General features: G+C 70.1%; 21 protein-coding genes. 10 read left to right on the top strand and 11 right to left on the bottom strand.

Annotation, left to right across the window (positions count from 1 at the left end; translation table 11 throughout):
* Positions 1–8: 8 nt before the first annotated feature.
* Together VDQ83_RS05795 and VDQ83_RS05790 are read left to right on the top strand one after the other, a co-directional pair.
* Entirely contained in the window at positions 9–1,586 is a 1,578-nt protein-coding gene (locus tag VDQ83_RS05795) for a hypothetical protein (RefSeq protein WP_455434193.1), read from the top strand.
* A gap of 89 nt (positions 1,587–1,675) precedes the next feature.
* Entirely contained in the window at positions 1,676–3,199 is a 1,524-nt protein-coding gene (locus VDQ83_RS05790) for a hypothetical protein (protein ID WP_455434192.1), read from the top strand.
* Here the strand turns inward: VDQ83_RS05790 and VDQ83_RS05785 are convergent.
* A complete protein-coding gene (locus tag VDQ83_RS05785) occupies positions 3,144–4,028 on the bottom strand; it encodes a CDP-diacylglycerol diphosphatase (protein ID WP_455434191.1) in 885 nt (294 codons plus the stop codon). The two genes, VDQ83_RS05790 and VDQ83_RS05785, sit on opposite strands and share 56 nt — an antisense overlap.
* 227 nt (positions 4,029–4,255) lie before the next feature.
* On the opposite strand from VDQ83_RS05785, the gene VDQ83_RS05780 reads away from it, so the two are divergent.
* Complete coding sequence (locus tag VDQ83_RS05780; RefSeq protein WP_455434286.1) at positions 4,256–5,710, top strand: S10 family peptidase; 1,455 nt, start codon at positions 4,256–4,258, stop codon at positions 5,708–5,710.
* A 93-nt stretch (positions 5,711–5,803) separates the two neighbouring features.
* Here the strand turns inward: VDQ83_RS05780 and VDQ83_RS05775 are convergent, their stop codons facing one another.
* Both VDQ83_RS05775 and VDQ83_RS05770 read right to left on the bottom strand, forming a co-directional pair.
* A complete protein-coding gene (locus VDQ83_RS05775; RefSeq protein WP_455434190.1) occupies positions 5,804–6,928 on the bottom strand; it encodes an anion permease in 1,125 nt (374 codons plus the stop codon).
* Between the two features lie 97 nt (positions 6,929–7,025).
* Positions 7,026–7,655: a DUF47 domain-containing protein gene (locus VDQ83_RS05770; protein ID WP_455434189.1), complete on the bottom strand. Its 630-nt coding sequence runs from the start codon at positions 7,653–7,655 to the stop codon at positions 7,026–7,028.
* Between the two features lie 251 nt (positions 7,656–7,906).
* Between VDQ83_RS05770 and VDQ83_RS05765 the strand changes: the two genes are divergently transcribed.
* Together VDQ83_RS05765 and VDQ83_RS05760 are read left to right on the top strand one after the other, a co-directional pair.
* Positions 7,907–9,250 carry a hemolysin family protein gene (locus tag VDQ83_RS05765; RefSeq protein ID WP_309915115.1) on the top strand — a complete coding sequence of 448 codons (1,344 nt, stop codon included), beginning with the start codon at positions 7,907–7,909 and terminating at the stop codon, positions 9,248–9,250.
* Complete coding sequence (locus VDQ83_RS05760) at positions 9,234–9,884, top strand: exopolysaccharide biosynthesis protein (RefSeq protein ID WP_263398062.1); 651 nt, start codon at positions 9,234–9,236, stop codon at positions 9,882–9,884. The genes VDQ83_RS05765 and VDQ83_RS05760 overlap by 17 nt, the downstream gene beginning before the upstream one ends.
* A 224-nt stretch (positions 9,885–10,108) precedes the next feature.
* Here VDQ83_RS05760 and VDQ83_RS05755 read toward each other — a convergent pair whose 3' ends face one another.
* Both VDQ83_RS05755 and VDQ83_RS05750 read right to left on the bottom strand, forming a co-directional pair.
* Positions 10,109–10,273, bottom strand: a complete 165-nt coding sequence (locus VDQ83_RS05755) for a hypothetical protein (RefSeq protein WP_455434188.1) — start codon at positions 10,271–10,273, stop codon at positions 10,109–10,111.
* A 188-nt stretch (positions 10,274–10,461) separates the two neighbouring features.
* Positions 10,462–11,457 carry an LLM class flavin-dependent oxidoreductase gene (locus tag VDQ83_RS05750; protein WP_309915107.1) on the bottom strand — a complete coding sequence of 332 codons (996 nt, stop codon included), beginning with the start codon at positions 11,455–11,457 and terminating at the stop codon, positions 10,462–10,464.
* Between the two features lie 368 nt (positions 11,458–11,825).
* Between VDQ83_RS05750 and VDQ83_RS05745 the strand changes: the two genes are divergently transcribed.
* The gene (locus tag VDQ83_RS05745) at positions 11,826–12,632 is read left to right on the top strand and encodes an SDR family oxidoreductase (RefSeq protein ID WP_455434187.1); all 807 of its coding nucleotides are present in this window, start codon (positions 11,826–11,828) and stop codon (positions 12,630–12,632) included.
* Between the two features lie 323 nt (positions 12,633–12,955).
* On the opposite strand, the gene VDQ83_RS05740 is transcribed toward VDQ83_RS05745, so the two are convergent.
* Both VDQ83_RS05740 and VDQ83_RS05735 read right to left on the bottom strand, forming a co-directional pair.
* On the bottom strand, positions 12,956–13,711 hold the full coding sequence (locus tag VDQ83_RS05740; protein ID WP_455434186.1) for a sulfurtransferase: 756 nt from the start codon (positions 13,709–13,711) through the stop codon (positions 12,956–12,958).
* Between the two features lie 182 nt (positions 13,712–13,893).
* The gene (locus VDQ83_RS05735; protein WP_455434185.1) at positions 13,894–14,259 is read right to left on the bottom strand and encodes a DUF6164 family protein; all 366 of its coding nucleotides are present in this window, start codon (positions 14,257–14,259) and stop codon (positions 13,894–13,896) included.
* A gap of 65 nt (positions 14,260–14,324) precedes the next feature.
* Between VDQ83_RS05735 and VDQ83_RS05730 the strand changes: the two genes are divergently transcribed.
* On the top strand, positions 14,325–14,768 hold the full coding sequence (locus tag VDQ83_RS05730) for an FKBP-type peptidyl-prolyl cis-trans isomerase (protein ID WP_455434184.1): 444 nt from the start codon (positions 14,325–14,327) through the stop codon (positions 14,766–14,768).
* A gap of 13 nt (positions 14,769–14,781) precedes the next feature.
* Positions 14,782–16,035: a TIGR03862 family flavoprotein gene (locus VDQ83_RS05725; RefSeq protein ID WP_455434183.1), complete on the top strand. Its 1,254-nt coding sequence runs from the start codon at positions 14,782–14,784 to the stop codon at positions 16,033–16,035.
* 255 nt (positions 16,036–16,290) lie between these two features.
* Here the strand turns inward: VDQ83_RS05725 and VDQ83_RS05720 are convergent, their stop codons facing one another.
* From VDQ83_RS05720 to VDQ83_RS05710, 3 genes are all read right to left on the bottom strand, one after another.
* Positions 16,291–16,800, bottom strand: a complete 510-nt coding sequence (locus tag VDQ83_RS05720) for a GNAT family N-acetyltransferase (protein WP_455434182.1) — start codon at positions 16,798–16,800, stop codon at positions 16,291–16,293.
* Complete coding sequence (locus VDQ83_RS05715; protein WP_455434181.1) at positions 16,797–18,422, bottom strand: FMN-binding glutamate synthase family protein; 1,626 nt, start codon at positions 18,420–18,422, stop codon at positions 16,797–16,799. The genes VDQ83_RS05720 and VDQ83_RS05715 overlap by 4 nt, the downstream gene beginning before the upstream one ends.
* Positions 18,423–18,548: 126 nt before the next feature.
* Positions 18,549–19,841 carry a nucleotide sugar dehydrogenase gene (locus VDQ83_RS05710; RefSeq protein ID WP_455434180.1) on the bottom strand — a complete coding sequence of 431 codons (1,293 nt, stop codon included), beginning with the start codon at positions 19,839–19,841 and terminating at the stop codon, positions 18,549–18,551.
* 304 nt (positions 19,842–20,145) lie between these two features.
* Between VDQ83_RS05710 and VDQ83_RS05705 the strand changes: the two genes are divergently transcribed.
* Both VDQ83_RS05705 and VDQ83_RS05700 read left to right on the top strand, forming a co-directional pair.
* Positions 20,146–20,469, top strand: coding sequence for a transposase (locus VDQ83_RS05705; protein WP_263398051.1), 324 nt, complete (start codon positions 20,146–20,148; stop codon positions 20,467–20,469).
* Between the two features lie 18 nt (positions 20,470–20,487).
* A complete protein-coding gene (locus VDQ83_RS05700; RefSeq protein WP_455434179.1) occupies positions 20,488–20,664 on the top strand; it encodes a hypothetical protein in 177 nt (58 codons plus the stop codon).
* Positions 20,665–20,851: 187 nt separating this feature from the next.
* Here the strand turns inward: VDQ83_RS05700 and VDQ83_RS05695 are convergent, their stop codons facing one another.
* Complete coding sequence (locus tag VDQ83_RS05695; RefSeq protein WP_309915076.1) at positions 20,852–21,832, bottom strand: LacI family DNA-binding transcriptional regulator; 981 nt, start codon at positions 21,830–21,832, stop codon at positions 20,852–20,854.
* Positions 21,833–21,881 lie beyond the last annotated feature (49 nt).

Raw genomic sequence — 21,881 nt, 5'->3', positions numbered from 1 at the left:
GCACTTTCATGCCACTCGTCACTCCCGACGTCATGCTCAACTCGGTCATGGGCAAGGTCTACAACGTCCTCACCAACGGCGACGATACCGTCCCCAAATCCGAGGACAATTTCTTCAGCTGGGCCACGCCCGGCATTCCGCTGCAGCCCGAGGACGTGCGCTTCATGAAGCAGGGCCTCACCGGCGTGGTGCGCAAGGCCGCGCTGGACGAGATGCGCACCACCCAGCCCGATGGCACCACCACCACCCCGGAACTGACGCCCAGCCAGCTGGAAGCGCTGAAGGGCAGCGACGCGGCGCAGTTGCTGAAGCAGGCCGAGGATTTCTCGCGCCTGGTCGACTTCGTGCCGGACTTGGCCGCCACCGTCAACAACCAGTTCTCCGCGCTGAGCGTGATGAACAACGAAGGCACGCTGTCCGAGCGTTACGAGTACATCCTGCGCATGAGCCAGGTCATGCACAACGAACTGCCGGAAGACATCAAGAAGAAGATCGAGAAGTTCCGCGGCCTGCTGCAGACCACGACCACCAAGAAGAACCTGATCGACGACAGCGAGACCCAGGTCACCGAGCCGAGCCCGCTGGTCAAGGCCTACAACGAGAAGATGGTCGACTACATGAGCGCGGCGCTGGAATACAACAGCCAGCGCATCGACGGCCTGGCCGCGGCCGACCAGCGCGCGGTGCAGAACTGGGCGATCAACGCCAACATCCTGCGCAACAAGGTCAAGGCGGCGATGTCCGACTGGGTGTCCAACGGCTACAAGAACGACTACGAGCAGATCGCCGCGTTCATCGACCAGGTCATGCAGCGCGACATGGCGCTGCTCAAGCAGCAGTACCGCGACGATCTGGAAAAGGCGCGGCTGACCAGCCTGGTGTCCGGCAGCGACTTCTTCTACAGCTCGGTGGTGCCGGGCAACTTCATGGACAACGCCGGCTGGACCGAATTCGGCTTCAGCTCCGCCGACTACAACAGCTCCAGCAACTCCAGCTACGCGATGCGCCGTTCCAGCACCAGCGCCGGCGGCGGCTTCCTGGGCATCTTCGGCGGCGGCGGCAAGGCCAGCAACGCCAGCGGCGAAAGCCAGTCGCACGTGCAGTTCGATTCGGAGCACTTCAGCATGAAGTTCAGCATCGCGCAGATGCCGATCGTGCGGCCCTGGTTCAAGACCGCTTTCCTGATGAGCAAGAGCTGGCGCATGGACCAGAACAACCCCGAGGCCAAGGGCCAGTTCGCCTCCGACGGCGCGACCCCGGCCAAGGGCCTGCTGCCGGCCTACCCGACCTCGCTGATCCTGGTCCGCGACCTCACCTTGTGCTTCGCCAAGTCCTCCGGCTTCAGCGACATGGCCGAGTCCTGGCAGCGCTCCTCCGCCAGCGGCGGCGGCGTGTTCTCGTTCGGTCCGTTCCATATGGGCGGTTCGCACGGGCGCAGCTCGGCCAGCGGCGAGCGCTCCAGCCAGGGGCACTACGACCGCGAAAGCCAGACGATGAAGGTCGACGGCACCCAGATCATCGGCTTCAAGTGCCACGTGTTCCCGAAGTCGCCGGATCCGCTGCCCAGCATCACCGACTGGATCTGAGCGGCGCCGCGTCGCAGTGGCGGGCGGCCGAACGGCCGCCTGCCGCCTTGCGCACGCCCGATGTTCCCTTCTTCAAGGAATCGCCTGCAATGGACGCAGCCGCGCAACTGGCCTTGATGGCCAAGGCCGAACACGTATTCGGCAGCGACGACACCGACCTCAGCTTCCCGGTCACGCCGCTGGCGTTCGCGCCTGCGGCGCTGGACCTGCTCGGCGACGGCGCACTGGATCACCTGATCGAATTCTCGCTGCTGGCCAATCGCGTTCCCGATGGGCCCGCCTGGAGCGGCGACAGCCAGACCCTGCTGTGGGACGTCTACGCGCAGGTGCTGCGCGAGGCCGAATTCGCCCAGTCCACCCGCAGCGCGCAGGAAGAGGCCGACTACCAGGCCGCATCGGCGGTGCTGTACCGGCAGGACGAGGACGGCCGGCGCCTGCCGACCGACGCCGCGCTCGCCTACCGCAGCTATCGCGATCGCTACCTGCTGCTGCAGCAGGACTACCTGGCGCAGCAGGCCACCGCCACCGCTGGCGACGCGGCGCAGGTGCAGGCCTGGCACGACCTGCAGCAGCCCGCCCTGCAACGCGGGCTGGACGATGCCCTGGCCGACTGGGCGGCGCTGGGCTACCGCGATGCGGTCGAACAGGCGCAGGCCCAGGTGAGCGGGCTCGGCGCAAAATCGCCGTGGCAGACGCTCAGCGAATGGAAAGGGCGCTGCAATCCCGACATGGACACGCTGACCCGCGCCAGCGACCAGTTGCAGGTGTACCCGACCAGCTATGCGCCCGGAAACGCGCTGGAGGAAGGGTCCTGGCGCCGCTTCGAACTCAGCGGCGCGGAAATCGATGCGGCGCTGGCCGAGGCGCCGGCAGAGATGCGCGCACGACTGGGAGCCGGCGGGGACGCGGGCATCGCCTCACTGCGCTTCGAGTTCAGTTCGGCGGCGCTGATCCGCCCCTGGTTCAGCGCGGACGCCTTCGCGGCACGCTTCTGGCGCTTCGCCGATGCCAACCGGCAACTCAGCGACGGGCAGTCTCCTGCGCAAGGCCTCTGCACCGCCTATCCGGTGGCCGTGGTGTTCGCGCGCGACATCCAGGTGCAGCGCAAGCCGAGCGCGCCGGCACCGACGGCGCCCAACGCGACGCTGGGGTTCGACCCGATGCTGCTGCGGCAGCTGCGGTTGAGCCCGACCAGGATCATCCGGCCGCGGCTGCTCCCGCGCGTGCCCGAGGGGCCGATCGGGATTCGCCGGCGGCCGGCCATCATGATTGCGCCGCGCGGCGCCCCGGAGATGGCGGCGCCGGCCGCCGCCACGACGCTGCGCGTGCCGCTGCGTACCGTCGCCGCACCGACGCTTCGGCCACGCATCGCGATCGGGCGGCCGGCATCGGTCGCGGCGCAGCCGGTGGCCGCGCAGGCGACGTTGCGGCGCTTGCGACTGGATGCGTATGCGCGCGACCTGCGCGTGGCCGAGGTCGCGCCTGTGGCTCCCACGGCGCCGGCCGTGCCCGCGCAGGCAGCGGCGCCACGCGACGACAACATCTACATCCTGGCCTTCATCTGCCGGCCGTTGCCGCGCTGCCCGGATCCGGATCCGGCGCTGGCCTGGTAGGCCCCATCTCGGCGCCGGCGCGCGGTGCCAGCGCGGTGCAGCCGTGATCCTGCAGTTCCTCCGCGCCGCCGCCGCCATCGCCCTGGTCCGCCTCCCCGGCCAGCAACAGGAACCCGGGGCGGCCGTCCCCGAAACGCGCCCCGACCACCGCCAGCGTCTGCCGCGCCATGGCCTGCGGCGTCGGCAGGCTGCCCGCCAGCAACGCCAACGGGCGCGCGTCGAGGTCCGCGCCGTCCAGGCGCATCGCGCGATAGACATGGCCATGCAGGCGCTGCGGCAACGGCGCCCAATCCGGCCCGATCCGTGCCTGCAGCGTGTCCAGCTGCGCGCGCACCTGCGGATCCAGGCAATCGATGTGCACGTGCAACTGGTCCTGCGAGCGCGCGACCGGCGCATTGATCGCCAGGCTGGCGTAGGTGCGCGGCAATGGCCGGCGCAGCGCCCGCTCGACCCACGACCGCGCCTGCCAGGCCAGCGCCAGCCAGTTCGGCGCGGTCGCGGCCCGCGCGCGCGGGTCTTCGATGCCGCTGACCGGCACGGTCGGGATCAACAGGTATTGAGAGGCGCCGCGCAGGTCCTTCATCAGCGCGTAGCGTTGTCCGCGTTGCGGATGCACCTCGCTGCATGGCGCCGGATCGCGGCCGGCGCGCGCGGCCGGCAGGCACTGCGTGTCCAGCAGCCGCCACAGGCGCTGGCGATCATGCGCATGCGGATCCTGTGCGGCCGGCGAGCCGGGCGACACGAGTGGCGCGGGCGGCGGCGGCGTGGCGCAGCCGGCCAGCAGCAACAGCGGCAACGCGGCCTGTGACCACGAGCGAGCGGCGAACATGACGACCGACCGGGCAGCGCGAACGACGGCGGCGATTGTAGCCGGCGCCGATGACGCTTCGCGCCGAGGCCGGCACGCCCGCCGGCGACCCGCCTCGACCATGCCTTTGTGCACATCCGCCCGCGCCTCGGCGCGGCCTAGCATGCCGGCTTCCCTTCTGCCGAGCGCCCATCGTGCCGACCCTGTCCAAGCCCCTGCTGGCCGCGCTGTTGCTGGCCCTCCTGCCGATGACCGCCGCACTGGCCGCCGATGCCGACAAGACCGACAAAACGGACAAAGCCGACAGCGCCGAGCAGGCCAAGCCGGCCGCGCTGCCGGCCGATGCGAAGGTGCGCCAGGTCACCCGCGTCGACGGCAAGTCGCTCAGCTACACCGCCACGGTCGGCACGCTGCCGGTGAAGGACGCGCAGGGCAAGGTCGTCGCCGACGTGGTGTTCACCGCCTACACCGTGGACGGCAAGGACCGGCCGGTCACCTTCGCCTTGAACGGCGGTCCCGGCGCCGCGTCGGTCTACCTCAACCTGGGCGCGATCGGGCCGAAGGTGGTCGCCTTCGGCAGCGAGGGCGACAGCGCCTCGGCGCCGGCCACACTGCACGACAACCCCGGCACCTGGCTGGATTTCACCGACCTGGTGTTCATCGACCCGGTCGGCACCGGCTTCAGCCGTTCGCGGATCGGCGACGAGGAGGCCAAGAAACAGTTCTACAACCCGCAGGCCGATGTCGAATACCTGTCGCGCACGATCTACGACTGGCTGCTGAAGAACCAGCGCCTGCAGTCGCGCAAATACCTGGTCGGCGAGAGCTACGGCGGCTTCCGCGGCCCGCGCATCACCCATTACCTGCAGACCCAGCTGGGCGTGGCGATGAACGGCGTGGTGCTGGTCTCGCCGTACCTCAACCCGACCCTGGACGACAACGGCGACGTGTCGCCGCTGGCGTGGATGCTGACCCTGCCCTCGATCGCCGCGGCGCACCTGGAGCGCGAGCAGCGGCTGACTCCGGAGGCGATGCGCCAGGTGATCGACTACACCCGCGGCGACTACGTCACCGCGCTGCTGCGCGGGCGTTCGGACGCGGCCGGCAGCGAACGCATGGTCCAGCAGGTGGCGGCGATGACCGGACTGGACCCGGTGTACGTGCGCCGCGCCGGCGGCCGCCTGGAGACCCAGGCCTACCTGCGCGAGGTGTTCCGCGACAAGGGCCAGCTCGGCAGCCGCTACGACTCCAACGTGACCGCGTTCGACCCGTTCCCGAACGCGCCGGAGCAGCGCGCCAACGATCCGCTGCTGGACAGCATCATCGCCCCGACCACCACCGCGATGGTCGACTTCGTGACCCGCGTGGTCGGCTGGAAGGTCGATGCGCGCTACCAGGCGCTGAACTACGGCGTGAACAAGCTGTGGGACTGGAACGACGAACTGCGCAAGGGTTCGGTGACCGAACTGCGCCAGGCGGTGGCGATCGACCCCAAGCTGCGGGTGCTGATCGTGCACGGCTGGAACGACCTGTCGTGCCCGTTCATGGGCTCGGTGCTGACCGTGGACCAGATGCCGGTGATGGGCAACGACCCGACCCGCGTGCAGGTCAAGAACTACCCCGGCGGCCACATGTTCTACAACCGCGCCGACAGCCAGCGCGCGTTGCGCGGGGATGTGATGGCGATGTATCGCGCTAATTGAGTCGGGACTGGGGACCGGGGACCAGGGACCCGGAAAAGCGGGTTCCCGGCTTCGCTCTTCCGGGTCCCCGGTCCCTGGTCCCCGGTCCCGGCTTCACCCCGCCCAACCAAACAGCGCGAACATCCGGAAAATCAGATACGCCACGCCGGCGGCCGCCGGAATCGTCAGGATCCAGGCCCAGACGATGCGCTCGATCACGCCGAAGCGCAGCGAGCGCGGGTTCTTGGCGAAGCCCACGCCCATGATCGCGGTGGAGATGCTGTGGGTGGTGGACACCGGCATGCCGAAGTGCGCGGCCAGGGTCAGGATCGTCGCCGAGCTGGTCTCCGCGGCGAAGCCGTGGATCGGGTGCAGCTTGACCATCTTGTGGCCCAGCGTCTTGATGATCTTCCAGCCGCCCGAGGCGGTACCGGCAGCCATCACCACCGCGCAGGTCAGCACGATCCAGGTGGCGATGCCCTGGCCCTGGCTGGCGGCCGGGTGCAGGAACGCCAGCCACGCCGGCAGCTCGTCCAGCGCGCCGGTGCTCTGCGCGCCGACCAGGGTCATGGCGATGATGCCCATGGTCTTCTGCGCGTCGTTGTGGCCGTGCGCGTAACCCATGTACGCGGCCGAGGCGATCTGCGCCTTGCCGAAGAAGGCGTTGACCCAGCGCGGCCGCGCCAGCCGGCCGATGCGCCCGCCGACCTTGGACAGGCCGGCGATCAGCGCCCACAGCAGCAGCATCACCGCGATGCCGAGCAGGAAGCCGGCGATCGGCGAGGTGATCATCGGCACGAACACCTTCCACAGCAGGCCCTTGTTCTTGGCCCAGTCGCCCACGTTCTGCGACCAGATCAGCGCGCCCCAGTTGTTGTGCGCCGCGGCCAGGCCGGCGCCGCACAGGCCGCCGATCAAGGCGTGCGAGGACGAGGACGGCAGGCCCTTCCACCAGGTGATCAGGTTCCAGACGATGCCGCCGAGCAGCGCGCACAGGATCACCTGCGGGGTGACCGTCACCACGTCGGTGTTGAGCAGGCCCGAGGCGATGGTCATCGCCACCGCGGTGCCGGTCAGCGCGCCGACCAGGTTCATGCCGGCGGCCAGGGTCACCGCCCAGCCGGGGCTGAGCACCTTGGTCGCGACCACGGTGGCGATGGAGTTGGCGGTGTCGTGGAAGCCGTTGATGAACTCGAACACCAGCGCGGCCAGGATCACGATCAGGACCAGCGTCAGCATCGTGCGCTCCTCGCGCCGGCGGCAGCGCCGAAGGCCGGCGTCGCGGCGGCGGGCATGGCGGCACGGCCGCGCATGCAGCGGATCCGAACCGTGCCCATTACGAGTTCTTCAGCACGATCTGGTAGACCACCACGCCGGCCTCGCGGCAGCGGTCGATGGCCTTCTCCAAGATCTCGAAGAACTCCTTGAGCAGGAACATCTGCAGGTTGTCCAGGCGCCCGGAGTAGATGTCGCGGTACAGCTCCAGCATCAGCCGGTCGGCCTCGTTCTCCAGCGAGCGCAGCTTGTCGTTGAGCGCGCTCATCCGGTCCAGGTGCATGTTGCGCAGGTCGTGGACCATCTCCACCACCACCGCCGCGGCCTGCTCCAGCATCGCCGCACGCGGGGCGAAATCGATGTGCTCCAGGTGCTGCACCGCCAGCGAATAGCGGTCGGCGAACTTCTCCACCTGCTTGGGGATCTTGTACAGCGCCGAGCCCAGCGCCTCGATGTCCTCGCGCTCGATCGGGGTCATGAAGCTGTCGACCAGCGCCTGGCCGATCTTGTCGGCCGCGGCGCGCTCGCGCAGCCGCGCCAGCTTGAAGGCGTCCAGCGCCGGCTGCCGGTCCGATGATTCGCGCATCATCGAATGCAGCGCCTTGGTGCTGTCGTAGGCGGCCTGCGCCGCTTCGTCGAGCAGGGTGTAGAACTGCTTGCCGGAACCGAAGATGGTCTGCAACGAGAACATGAAACGCGCTTCCCGCCGTCGCGGGAGGGACGGCACCGGGGCGGAATTATGACTGTTTGCTGACAAAACGGGGTAATCCGGCGACCGGCGGCGTCGCGTCAGCGCGATGTGGACGCGGCGGCCGCCCGGGTTTGCTACCATGCCGCCGCGCCGTCGCTAGGCGCACCCTATGGACGACCACCCCAGCCCCCCTCCCCCGCGCCGCCTCGGCGCCCGTGTCCCCGCCTCCCTTGCCGCCAGGGAGCGCGCGCATGCTTGAACTGTTGATCGTGGCCGCCCTGGTGCTGCTGAACGGCTTCTTCGCGATGTCCGAGATGTCGCTGATGACCTCGCGCAAGAGCCGCCTGAAGCAGATGGCGCAGTCCAGCACGCGCTCGGCCAAGGCGCTGGCGCTGGCCGAGAACCCGGAAAACTTCCTGTCCACGGTGCAGATCGGCATCACCGCGATCGGCATCCTGACCGGCGTGTTCGGCGGCGAGGCCATCGGCGAGGCGATCGCGACCAAGCTGCAGTCGCTGTTCCCGGCGTTGTCGGCCACCTTCAGCCTGGTCGGCCAGCCGCAGCCCTACTCGGCGATGATCGGCAAGACCCTGGCGATCGTACTGATCACCTTCCTGACGCTGATCTTCGGCGAACTGGTGCCTAAACGCCTGGCGCTGACGCGCTCGGAAGCCATCGCCGGATTTGTCGCGGTGCCGATGAGCTGGCTGGCCCTGATCGCCGCGCCGGCGGTGTGGGTGCTGTCGCGCTCGACCCGGCTGGTGCTGCGCGTGCTCGGCCTGGGCAACGAGCAGTCGGCGTCGGTGACCGAAGAGGAGATCCGCATGCTGGTGGCCGAAAGCCACGAGGCCGGTGTGATCGACGCCCACGAGCGCGACATGATGAACCGGGTCATGCGCCTGGGCGACCGCACCGCCGACAGCCTGATGACGCCGCGCAACCGCATCGCCTGGCTCGACGCCAATGCCGAGGCCGAGCGCAATTTCCAGACCATGCGCGAACACGAGTTCTCGCGCTACCCGGTGTACCGCGGCAGCGACCAGGACATCGCCGGTGTGCTGGAAGTGAAATCGCTGGTCACGCGCATGGACGGCAACGCCACCCAGCTGTTCCAGAGCCTGCGCGACGCCCTGTTCGTGTCCGAATCCACCCACGCGATGAAGCTGCTGGAGATCTTCCGCGAGGAACAGCAGTCGATGGCGCTGGTGGTGGACGAGTACGGCGAGATCCAGGGCCTGGTGACCATCAGCGACCTGATGGGCGCGGTGGTCGGGCGCCTGCAGTCGGTGGACAACGCCGACGAGGACGCGCTGGTGGTGACCCGCGCCGACGGCTCGCTGCTGATCGACGGCTCGCTGGCGATCGAGGACCTGCGCGAACTGCTCGGCGGCGCCGAGCTGCCCAATGCCGAGGAAGGCGACTACAACACCCTGGCCGGGCTGTGCATCTACTACTTCGGCCGCATCCCGCATGCCGGCGAGTTCTTCGATTGGGCCGGCTGGCGCATCGAGGTCGTCGACCTGGACGGCGCGCGCGTGGACAAGCTGCTGCTGAGCAAGCTGCAGGACGAGAACAGCGATGACATCACCGGGTGACACGCCCGGCGCGGAGGCCGCCGACGGCTACCGCGCCGAAGGCATCCGCACCCTGCTCGACACCTTCATCCTCGGCGATCCGGACGAGCAGCTGCGGCTGCGGGTGATCCTGGCCGACCTGCAGCAAAGCGCGTTCGGCATGTTCCTGTTCGTGGCGATCCTGCCGGCGTTCCTGCCGGTGCCGGGCCTGGCCGGCGGCATCAGCGGGCCGCTGGTGACGCTGATCGGCGTGCAGATGCTGATCGGCCTGCGCAAGCCCTGGCTGCCGCGCTTCATCGGCGAACGCGGCCCGCGCCGGCGCACCATGCAGCGCTTCGTCGGCCGCATCGCGCCCTGGCTGCGGCGCCTGGACAAGCTGCTCAAGCCGCGCCTGCCGGTGCTGGTCGAGTCGCCGCCGGCCTGGGCCTTCAGCGGCCTGCTGCTGGTGGTGCTGGGGATCCTGCTGTCGCTCCCGATCCCGTTCACCAACTATGCCTTCGGCGCGATCCTGCTGCTGTTCTCGCTGGCCCTGCTGGAACGCGACGGCGGCCTGATGCTGGTGTCGTGGCTGGGCGGCATCGCGGTGGCGGTCGGCCTGGGCCTGGCCTCGGACCAGGTGGTCGACCTGACCCGCGAGTGGATGCACAAGCTGTAGCCCGAGGCGCGCCGTCGTAGCGGCTCGCGTCGTTTCGCGGACGACCTTGCAGAGTTTTCGCCTGTATCGTTCGATGGCCCGCTGAAGCGATTCGGATAGGCCGCGCCACGTTTGAACAGACACGGGCGGCGGCGCCATCGGTCACTCCGACATGCGCACCCTCGCGCCCGCGTGGCCTGCCAAAATCGCGTCAGCCAACGGGCGTACCCGCGGCGACGGCTCTCTCAGTCAGAACTCGGCGACTCTGCGAACACCTGCATCCGCGACGGCTGCGCGGCCCGGGCGCTGTGCGTGTCGCGCTGCAGATGTTCCAGATGCAGCGCAAGCTGCTGCAACGCGGCCTCCAGGCCGCAGCCGCGCGCTGCCGGCGGCTGGTAATCGGATTCCATGTATTGCCCCCTGTCGCGATCCCCGTCTGCGTGCCAGGACATGGCGCGCCGTCCGATCTGATCCCAGGCGCAAGCAAGACGAAGTGAAAACCGGCGACGTGGCGCGACTTGTCTACGCTGCGCGCCGCAGCCGCGCAGCCATGCCGGTCGCGAACGCGGCTGCGCGAGGTTGCGGCGTCGATCGATGCCTACGCCGCCGCGGCCTGGGCCCAGGCCGCGGCGGCGATTTCGAACGAGCGCAGCCGCGCCGCGTGGTCGTAGATGTTGGCGGTCAGCAGCAGTTCGTCGGGCCGGTGGCGGGCGACGAAGTCGGCCATGCCGCGTGCGACCTCGGCCGGGTCGCCGAGCACGGTGCAGGCCAGCGCGCGCTCCACGCCCAGCTTCTCGTGCGGCTGCCAGAACGCCTCGATGTCGTCGATCGGCGGCGGGATCAGGCCCGGACGGCCGCGGCGCAGGTTGACGAAGCTCTGCTGCTGGGTGGTGAACAGGCGCCGCGCGGCGGCGCTGGAATCGGCGCCGACCACGTTCAGCGCCAGCACCGCGTACGGATCGCGCAGCCGCGCCGACGGGCGGAACTCGCGCCGGTAGACCGCCAACGCCTCGTCCATCGCATCCGGGGCGAAGTGCGAGGCGAACGCGAACGGCAGCCCCAGCGTCGCCGCCAGGCGCGCGCTGAACAGGCTGGAGCCGAGCAGCCACACCGGCACCTCGATGCCGGCACCGGGCACCGCGCGCACCAGCTGGCCGGGCTCGGCCGGTTCGAAATAGCGCAGCAGCTCGGCCACGTCGTGCGGGAACTGGTCGGCGCTGTCGAAATAGCGGCGCAAGGCGCGCGCCGTGGCCTGGTCGGTGCCGGGCGCGCGGCCCAGGCCCAGGTCGATGCGTCCCGGATACAGCGAGGCCAGCGTGCCGAACTGCTCGGCCACCTGCAGCGGCGCGTGGTTGGGCAGCATGATGCCGCCGGCGCCGACCCGGATGCGGCGCGTGCCGCCGGCCACATGCCCGATCAATACCGCGGTGGCGGCGCTGGCGATGCCGGGCATGTTGTGGTGCTCGGCCAGCCAGTAGCGGTGATAGCCCCATTGCTCGGCGTGCTGCGCCAGGTCCAGCATGTTGGCGAAGGCCTGGGTGGTGTCGCTGCCTTCGCAGACCGGGGCGAGATCGAGGACGGAGATCGGCATCATGGAGCGTGTTCCTGCAAGACGATCCGCCAGTACTGGGGGCGCTGGACGCCGATTGCAGCGGCTGGTGCCGGAACGCTGATTTGCGGTGGCGGCGGTAGCGGGGCCTGGACAGCATTGTCTGCGCTGGGGCGGCGATAGGCGGCCGTACCCTCACCCCAACCCCTCTCCCGGGGGGAGAGGGGCTCAAGCATGCGCTTCCCTTCTCCCTCCGGGACCATGGCCCCCTTTTGGGGGAAGGTGCCCCGAAGGGGCGGATGAGGGTACGGGCGCCCCGCTGTCTGTCGTCACTACGCGCGGACGCACGACGGCGACACCAACTGCACGGCCGCCTGGCTACGCTGCTCTCCCGCCCCGCCCGGTGTCCGGCAATGTCCCTGATCCCTTCCCCATCCGCCGCTCCCGCCCTGCCGCTGCGCGACCGCGTGGTGCTGGTCACCGGCGGCGCGCAGGGCATTGGCCGCGGCGTGGTGCAGGCGGTGCTCGGCGCCGGCGGCCGGGTCGCGTTCGGCGACCTGGACGCCGAGGCCGGCCGCGCCTGCCTGGCCGAACTGGACGCCGGCGAGCACGCGCTGTTCCGACGCCTGGACGTGGCCGCCGAGGCCGGCGTACGCCGCTTCGTCGACGCCGCGCTGGCGCGGTTCGGCCGCATCGACGGCCTGGTCAACAACGCCGGCATCGCCGATCCGCATACCGGTCCGCTGGAGCGCCTGTCGCTGCGCGAATGGAACCGGCGCCTGGGCGCCAGCCTGGGCGGCTCCTTCCTGTGCAGCAAGCATGCGCTGGCGGCACTGCGCGAGAGCGAGGGCGGCGGCGCGATCGTCAACATCGCCTCGACCCGCGCCTCCCAGTCCGAACCCGACAGCGAGGCCTACGCGGCGGCGAAAGGCGGCCTGCTCGCCTTCACCCACGCGCTGGCGATCAGCGCCGGGCCGGCGGTGCGGGTCAACTGCATCAGCCCGGGCTGGATCGCCACCGACGCCTGGCGCAAGCCGAGCGCGCGGCGCAAGCCAGCGCTGTCGCGGCAGGACCATGCGCAACACCCGGCCGGCCGTGTCGGCACGCCGCAGGATATCGGCGCGTTGGCGGTGTATCTGTTGTCGAACGCTGCCGGGTTCGTCACCGGCCAGGACTTCGTGGTCGATGGCGGGATGACGCGCAAGATGCAGTACGCCTGACGGCGTCGGGATTGGGGATTGGGAATTGGGGATTCGTTAAAGCGGCTGCTGCCTGACCTGAGGAGCCGAGTGCGCCATCGCGCCACTGGCTTCCTGCTCCTGGAGAACACTAAGGCTCGGAGCGCTGACCGGGCGCTTGCCAGGCCAGACCCGTTTTTACGGGCTTCGTCGCTGAGGATTGGGGATTCGCTAGAGAGGATTCCTTTGAGGCGCTGATATGACGCGGCGACAACCCAGCTTGCAGAGCGCAAATTTTGGTCAGTCGCGTGGCAGACCGCCTTTGCCAATCCCCAATCCCGGCTCCCCAATCCCTGCCGCGGCAATCAATCGCTCACCGGCGCCGCGAAATCCACCAGCGGCTGCAGCTGCGGGTCCAGCGCCACGCGTTCGTCGAACACGAAGCAGCGGCCGTCGTAGCCCTCGCCGCCCACTTCCTCGAAGTAGCCGAGGATGCCGCCGTCCAGCTGCAGCACGTTGTCCATGCCGTCGGCGCGCATCCACAGCGCCGCCTTTTCGCAGCGGATGCCGCCGGTGCAGAAGCTGACCACGGTGGCGTCGGCCAGCTCGGCGCGATGCGGCGCCAGCGCCTCCGGCAGATCCGTGAACTTGACGATCGGCAGGGTCAGCGCGCCGGCGAAGCTGCCGTACGCCACTTCCTGCGCATTGCGCGTGTCCAGCAGCACCACGCGCCGGCCGGCGTCGTCGTGGCCCTGGCGCAGCCAGCGCTGCAGCGTGGCCGGCGCTACCGACGGGGCGCGCGCGGCGGCCAGCGGCGAGGCGGCGTCGCGGCGGAAGCTGATGATCTCCGGCTTGACCTTGGTCTTCAGCCGCGCGAACGGCTGCTGCGCGCTGACGCTGGTCTTGACCCGCAGCGCGGCGAAACGCGGGTCGGCGCGCAACTGCGCGTAGAACGCGTCGATCGCTTCCGGCGCGCCGGCCAGGAACAGGTTGATGCCCTCGCCCGCGACCAGGATGGTGCCGCGCAACGCGCCGGCCTGCGCCCGGTCCTGCAATTGCGCGGCGAGCGCGTCGGGATCGGCGATGACGACGAAATGGTAGGCGGCGGTATTGGCGATCATCGGCGCATTTTAGCGCGGCGCACCGGCGAAGCCGTCGTCGTCAGTGCGCCAGGCCTCCGCGTTCGCGCGCGAGCGGGCAAGGAGGACGTGGAACGCATGTCGATGAGGCGCCGACCAACGGCGCGCCTGGCGCGCGACCGTGTGCCCAGGATTGCCCTGCCCAATCCGATCGCACGCCGGCCCTAGCCGCGCAACAGGAAGAACGGCAGCAGCACCAGCGAGGCGATCAGCAGCATGCCCAGCAGCGTCGCCAGCACGAACAGCGGGCGCCGCCGCAGCAGCGTGGCGAAGGTCTCGGCGCTGCCGTCGCGCAAGGCGGCGGCACGCTCGGCGCGGACGCGTTCGCCGCGCTGGGCCTGGTAGTCGGCCAGCAGCGCCTTGGCCCGCGCCTGTTCGGCGTCCTCGCGCAGCCACACCCCGCCGGAGGAAATGCCGAAGGTGCCGGGGCGCGTCTCGTAGTAGTCGATGCGCGCGGCATCCAGCAGCGCGCGCACGTCGGCGAGTTCGTCGTCGGGGACGTTGCGCAGGTTGAGCAGCAGTTTGGCCATGCGCCGATGATAGCCGCTGCGGCGATGCGCTACCCTTGCACGCCCTGTCCGCCATGGATGACCGCATGCGCCGTGTCCTGTTGCTGTTGAGCCTGTCGTTGCCGGTGTGGCTGTTGAGCGGCTGCACGCCGCCGGGTCCGCCGGCCGGCGGCAGCATCGCCGCGTTCCAGATGATCGACGAGCGCGTCGGCAGCGGCGCCGAGGCGCGGCCCGGCAGCCAGGTGACCGTGCACTACACCGGCTGGCTGTACGACGAGAAGGCCAAGGACCAGCGCGGCGAGAAGTTCGACGCCTCCGCCGACCATGGCCAGCCCTTCAGCTTCGCGCTCGGCGGCGGCCAGGTGATCCGCGGCTGGGACGAAGGCGTGGCCGGCATGCGCGTGGGCGGCAAGCGCAAGCTGATGATTCCGTCCGACTACGGCTACGGCGCCAGCGGCGCCGGCGGGGTGATCCCGCCGAACGCCTCGCTGGTGTTCGAGGTCGAGCTGCTCGACGTCAAGCCGCGTTGAGCCGGCGACGCCGATGCCCGCCAGCAAGCTCGCCGCCGCCGTGCGCGGCCGCATCGCCATCGTCGGCGGCGGTCCGGCCGGGCTGATCGCCGCCGAGACCGCGCGCGCGGCCGGCGCCGAGGTCGACGTGTACGAGGGCAAGGGTTCGGTCGGGCGCAAGTTCCTGATCGCCGGCAAGGGCGGGCTCAACCTGACCCACTCCGATCCGTTCGCGCTGTTCGTCTCGCGCTACCGCGAGCGCGCCGCGCAGGTCGGCGCGTGGCTGGCCGACTTCGATGCCGATGCGCTGCGCGCCTGGGCGCAGGCGCAGGGCGTGGAGACCTACGTCGGCAGCTCCGGTCGCGTGTTCCCGCTGGACCGCAAGGCCGCGCCGCTGCTGCGCGGGTGGGTACGGCGGCTGAAGGAGGCCGGAGTGCGCTTCCACGTGCAGCATCGCTGGCAGGGCTGGAACGGCGACGGCACGCTGCGCTTCGCCAGCGCCGAGGGCGAGCGCACGGTCCATGCCGACGCCTGCGTGCTGGCGCTGGGCGGCGGCAGCTGGCCGCAGCTCGGTTCCGACGGCGCCTGGCAGGACCTCCTGCGCGCGCGCGGCGTCGAGGTCGCGCCGCTGCAGCCGGCCAACTGCGGCTTCGATATCGACTGGAGCGCGCATTTCCGCGAACGCCATGCCGGCGCGCCGCTGAAGCCGGTGGTCGCGCACTGGCACGATGCGCATGGCCACGAACACGCTTTGCAGGGCGAGTGCGTGGTCGGCGAACACGGCATCGAAGGCAGCCTGGTCTATGCGCTGTCGGCGGACCTGCGCGAGACCATCGCCGCGCACGGGCCGACCACGCTGTGGCTGGACCTGGCGCCGGGCCGCGACCTGGCGCGGCTGCAGGCCGAACTGGGCAAGCCGCGCGGTGGGCGCAGCTTCGGCGAGCACCTGCGGCGCCAGGCCGGCATCGACGGGGTCAAGGCGGCGCTGCTGTTCGAGGTCCTGGGCAAGCAGGCCGGAGACGATCCGGCGCGCGCGGCGGCCACGTTGAAACGGTTGCCGCTGACCCTGCAGCGCCCGCGCCCGCTGGCCGAGGCGATCAGCAGCGCCGGCGGCGTGCGCCTGGAGGCGCTGGACCCGTCACTGATGTTGCACGCCCTGCCCGGCACCTTCTGCGCCGGCGAGATGCTCGACTGGGAAGCGCCCACCGGCGGCTACCTGCTCAGCGCCTGTTTCGCCAGCGGGCTGCGCGCCGGGCGCGGGGCGGTGGCGTGGCTGGGGCGTGGATAGGCACTTCGGGACTCGGGACTCGGGACTCGCTCGTGACCGGGACTCGGGACTCGGGAGTCGGGACTCGGAAAAGCTTGCGCTTTCGCGATGGGCTTGGAACGGTGCTATTGCGGTGCTTGAGCGGATATCGCGCTCAGTGGGTTCGCGCGCAATAACTGTTCTACCAGCGGAGATGCGCGAGCGAGGATGCCGTGCCATGCCGCGGTCGCCGTGCAGCGCGACCAGGCCATGCTGGCTGCAATAGCACCCGGCGCCTCATGGGCTTGATGCCGCTGCGCCAAACTTTTCCATGTACACACATTCCAGCGTGATTCCGCTGGGATGCGCGTAGCTGCCCTCGCGCACCACCACGTAGCCGTGCGCGCTGTAGAACGCGACCGCATTGAGCGCCGCCGCCAGGTGGATGCGCGTTGCCGGTGGCAGCTTCGCTTCCAGCGCGCGCAGCAGGCGGCCGCCCAGGCCGGTGCCCTGCGCCTCTGGCGCGACGAACAGGCCGTCGATCTCGTTGCCGGCCAGGTCGGCGACGCCGAAACCGAGCAGGCGGCCGGCGCTGTCTTCGGCGAGGACGCCGGCGCCGCTGCCGAGCACTTGCTGGTAGTTCGCCGGCGCGGGCGCCGCCGCCCAGGCCTCGATCACCGCCGGCGGATAGTGCGAACGGCACACCTCGCGCACGCAGCGCGTGCGCAACGCCCACATCGCGTCGATGTCCGCCGGCGTTGCCGGCCGCAGCTGGAACGGCGGCGCTGGCGCGGTGTCGGCGCTCATCGCGACTTGCTCTCGCGCAGGCTGCGGATCCGTGCCGGCGGCTGGAACGAATCGCTGCGCGCATCGGCCCAGTACTCCTGGAACACCGCGTGGTCGGGCACGCCGTCGCGCAGCAGGTCGCCCGGCTCCAGGTAGCGGTACAGCGAGGCCAGCGAACGGATCTCGACCTGCGAGATGCGGCGCAGGATGTGCTCCGGCCCCAGCTGCGAGGGATCTTCCAGGCCGGCGGCGCTGAGCAGCTCGCGCAGCGCCTTCAGCGTATTGGCGTGGTAGTGCTCCACGCGTACCGCCTTGTCGGTCGGATCCAGGTGCTTCCAGCGGCGCTGGTCCTGGGTGGCGATGCCGGTCGGGCAGCGGTCGCTGTGGCAGCTCAGCGACTGGATGCAGCCCAGCGCGAACATGAAGCCGCGCCCGGCGTTGCACCAGTCCGCGCCCAGTGCCAGGGTGCGCGCGATGTCGAACGCGCTGGTGATCTTGCCGGCGGCGCCCAGCTTGATCCGCTCGCGGATGTCCAGCCCGACCAGGGTGTTGTGCACCAGCAGCAGCGCCTCGTGCATCGGCACGCCGACGTGGTCGATGAACTCGGCCGGCGCCGCGCCGGTGCCGCCTTCGGCACCATCGATCACGATGAAATCCGGGTACAGCGCGCTTTCCTGCATCGCCTTGGCGATCGCGAACCACTCCCACGGATGCCCGATCGCCAGCTTGAACCCGGTCGGCTTGCCGCCGGACAGCTCGCGCAGCCGGGCCACGAACTGCAGCAGCTGCAGCGGCGTGGAGAACGCCGAATGCCGCGACGGCGACACGCAGTTCTGGCCCATCGCCACGCCGCGGGTGGCGGCGATCTCGGCGCTGACCTTGGCCGCCGGCAGCACCCCGCCATGGCCGGGCTTGGCGCCCTGCGACAGCTTGATCTCGATCATCTTGACCTGCGCCAGCGCGGCATTGGCGATGAAGCGTTCCTCGCTGAAACGCCCGTCCGCGTCGCGGCAGCCGAAGTAGCCCGAGCCGATCTCCCACACCAGATCGCCGCCGCATTCGCGGTGGTACTGCGAGATCGAGCCTTCGCCGGTGTCGTGGTAGAAGCCGCCGCGGCGCGCGCCTTCGTTGAGCGCGCGCACCGCGTTGGCCGACAGCGCGCCGAAGCTCATCGCCGAGATGTTGAACACGCTGGCCGAGTACGGCTGCGCGCAGCCGGCGCCGATGGTGATGCGGAAATCGTGGTCGGCGATCTCGCTGGTGGCCAGCGAGTGGTTGATCCACTCGTAGTCGGTGGCGTAGGCGCTGCGCAGGGTGCCGAACGGGACCACGTCCATCACGTTCTTGGCGCGCTGGTAGACCAGCGCGCGCTGCTGGCGCGAGAACGGCGCCTCCTCGATGTCGCTCTGCAGGAAATACTGGCGCATCTCCGGGCCCACCGATTCCAGCCCATAGCGGAAATGCGCCAGGATCGGATAGTTGCGGCGCAGCGTGCTGCGGGTCTGCAGCAGGTCCCAGGTGCCGAGCAGCGCCAGGACCGCGAATGCGGCCACACCCCAGCCCCACAGCGGCCAGATCGCGCACAGGGCGATGGACAGCGCCAGCAGCACGCAGCTGGCGACATAGGCTAGGTAGCGGTGCATCGCGTTCCTCGCGGAATTGTGAAGGCAGCGAGTGTAGGCGTTGCAGGCCGGCAATGGCGCTGGCGCGGCCTATGGTCCGCTCGGGCGGGGTACAGCTTGGCGGTGCACAGCGTCCGCCGCTGTCGGCTACAGCCGATCGTCCACCGCCTCGCGCGGCCACACCGACTTGACGTCGTAGACCACCAGGTTCGGCGTGCCCAGCGCGCGGATCTGCGCGGCATCGAAACCGCGATACTCGTCGTGCGCCACCGCCAGCACCACCGCGTCGTAACGGCCGGCGACCGGCGCCGGCGCCAGTTCCACCCCGCCGTGCTCGCGCGCCAGCTGCGGCTCGGCCCACGGATCGCAGGCATCGACCCGCGCGCCGCTAGCGGCCAGCGCCTGCACCAGTTCCAGCGCGCGGCTGTTGCGCAGGTCCGGGCAGTTCTCCTTGAAGGTGACGCCGAGCACCAGGATCGTGGCCGCGGCCATGTCCACGCCCTTGTCCGCCAGCAGCGCCTGCACCCGCGCGGCGACATGCGCACCGACCCGGTTGTTGACCTGCCGCGCGGTGTGGATCAGGTCCGGGTGGTAGCCCATGCTCTCGGACTTGTGCAGCAGGTAGTACGGATCCACGCCGATGCAGTGGCCGCCGACCAGGCCGGGGCGGAACGGCAGGAAGTTCCACTTGGTGCCGGCCGCCTCCAGCACGTCCTGGGTATCGATGCCGAGGCGGTCGAAGATCAGCGCCAGTTCGTTGACCAGGGCGATGTTGACGTCGCGCTGGATGTTCTCCACCACCTTCGCCGCCTCGGCCACGCGGATCGACGGCGCGCGCCAGGTGCCGGCGGTGATGATGCTCGCGTACAGCGCGTCGACCGCGTCGGCCGCCGCGGCGCTGGAGCCGGAGGTGATCTTGCGGATGTCGGCCAGGCGCCGCTGGCGGTCGCCCGGGTTGACCCGCTCCGGGCTGTAGCCGCAATGGAAGTCTTCGTTGAAACGCAGGCCCGAGCCCTGTTCCAGCAGCGGCACGCAGACCTCTTCGGTGGTGCCCGGATACACCGTGGATTCGTAGATCACCAGGTCGCCGCGCTTGAGCACGCCGGCGAGCAGTTCGCTGGCCTGGCGCAGCGGCTGCAGGTCCGGCTGCTCGTAGGCGTCGATCGGCGTCGGCACGGTGACGATGTAGACGTTGCGGTCGCGCAGCGCGGCCGCATCCTCGCTGTAGCGCAGGTGCACGCCGGCGCGCAGTTCGTCGGGCTCCATCTCCAGGGTCTGGTCGTGGCCGTCACGCAGCTGCGCCACGCGCTGGGCGTCGATGTCGTAGCCGAGCGTGTCGTAGCGCGCGCCGAACGCCACCGCCAGCGGCAGGCCGACGTAGCCCAGGCCGATGACGGCGATGCGCAGCTGCGCGGGATCGAACGCGATATCGACGGGCATGCCGTTCCTTTCGGGGCGCCGCGGCGGCATGCGCCGACGATGCGGTGGTTGCGGGAGTGCGGATGTCCGCAACGCGGACGCATGGCCATGGTAAGCGCCGCGGCAGCGCGCTCCAAGCGCCGCCGCCGGGCGCCGCCTTCACATTCGGCACGTCGCCCGGATGCGCGGCGGCGGCGCGCTTTGTCACGCCGCGCCGACGCGAGATGACCTGATCTTGACGTGGCCGGGTCTAGGGTAGCGAAGCGCCTCCGCGCAACCTAGCTCATCCCCAGGTCAAGCACCCCAAATTACAGGAGAACTCGCCGTGAGCCATGCTCCATCCCTGCTCGTGGATGTCGAAGCCGAACTGGCGCATTGGAAGATGCTGCATGGTGAAGGCAAGCTGGGGCCGCAGTCCTTCAGCGAGCATGCGCGTCTGATCAAGATGGCGTGCGACGTGTTCCTGCAACTTCCGCGCGAATCCAACGAGGTGCGCATGCAACGCCTGCGCCAGCGCTACGACGCCGAACATCCGTGGCCGCGGATCGCCTGGAGCGACGCCGAGTCCTTCGTCCGCGCGTGCTGGGCCAGGCTGGACGGCACCGGCCAGCACGAGCCCTACCCCGCGCCCGCGGGAAGCCCCGCCTGACCCTTCCGGAGACAGCGCATGTCCACCACGCGCAAGCAAGAGAACGCCCACAGCGACCAGCAGCAGAGCCACACGGCCGACAAGCTGCACAACGACGATGCGAAGTGGAAGGACCGCGACCAGCCGGACAGCGATCCGGAGCGCAACCACGCCGACCCCGAGCACGATTACCCGCGCCCGGACGGCAGCGAGTGATCCCGGCGGCCTTCGCCGCCGCGCCGTGAAGGCGCACCCGTAACAGCCGGCGCCGCGACAGGCCGGCATGCAGGCCGGACCAACCCGCTGACCCCGAAAGAACTCGCCCCGGTCGGTGCCGGTCCGCTGCAGACACGCCGACGCCGGAGGCTGTCCTGTCGGACCACCTCCCGCGAACGCGGGAATGTCAGCGCAGGCTCGAACCGCGCACGATGCAGCGCCCGCTCAACACCACCTTGCGCATCGGCAGCGTCGGCGCATTCAGCCGCTCCAGCAGCAGCGACATCGCGGTGCGGCCCATCTCCTCCACCGGCTGCTCGATCACGGTGATGCCCGGCTCGACCAGTTCGGTCCAGCTCTCGTTGTCGAAGCCGGCCAGCGCCAGGTCCTGCGGAATGCGCAGGCCGGCGCCGCGCGCGGCCTTCAGCGCGCCCATCAGCAGCAGGCTGTTGCTGGCCACCAGCGCCTCCGGGCGTTCGGGCTGCGCCAGCCACGCCTGCACCTCGGCGGTCGCCGCCTCCGCGCTCGGCGCCACCTCGCGGTAGCTCGGCGCCAGGCCATGCGCCTGCATCGCCGCCAGGTAGCCGTCGCGGCGCTCGGCGGCGGTGCTGCTGGTCTTGCCGAACAGCCCGCCGATGCGTTGGAACCCGCGCTCGGCCAGGTGCTCGATCAGCGCGCCCATCGCCGCGACGTTGTCCAGCACCACGCTGTCGTGCACGCCGGCCTTGCCGGCGCGGTCGATCAGCACCACCGGGTAGTCGAAATTCAACTTCGGCAACTGGCTCTGGGTGGTGCGGGTCGGCGCGAAGATCAGGCCGCTGACCCGCTCTTCCTGCATCAGCTGCAGGTACAGCGCCTCGCGCTGCGGATCCTCGTCGGTGTTGCACAGGATCACGCGCATGCCGGCGCGGTAGGCCACGTCCTCGACCGCGCGGATCGCCGCGGTGAAGAACGGATTGCGGATGTCGGCCACGATCAGCCCGACGATCCCCGAATGCTGCGAACGCAGCCGCCGCGCCATCAGGTTGGGCCGGTAGCCGGTCTCGCGCACCGCCGCCTCGACCCGCGCCCGCACGTCCTCGCTGACCGGGCCCTGGCCCAGCGCCCGCGACACCGTCGAGGTCGAGACCCCGGCCACCCGCGCCACGTCGTGGATGCTGACCGTCACTGGCAACGTTCCCGCAAAATTTCCACTCCAACTCCTTTCCCTGTGGTCG

The sequence above is a fragment of the Xanthomonas sp. WHRI 7945 genome, assembly GCF_035026585.1.
The sequence above is the reverse complement of the archived record's forward strand: the minus strand, read 5'-3'. Positions and strand labels throughout refer to the sequence as shown.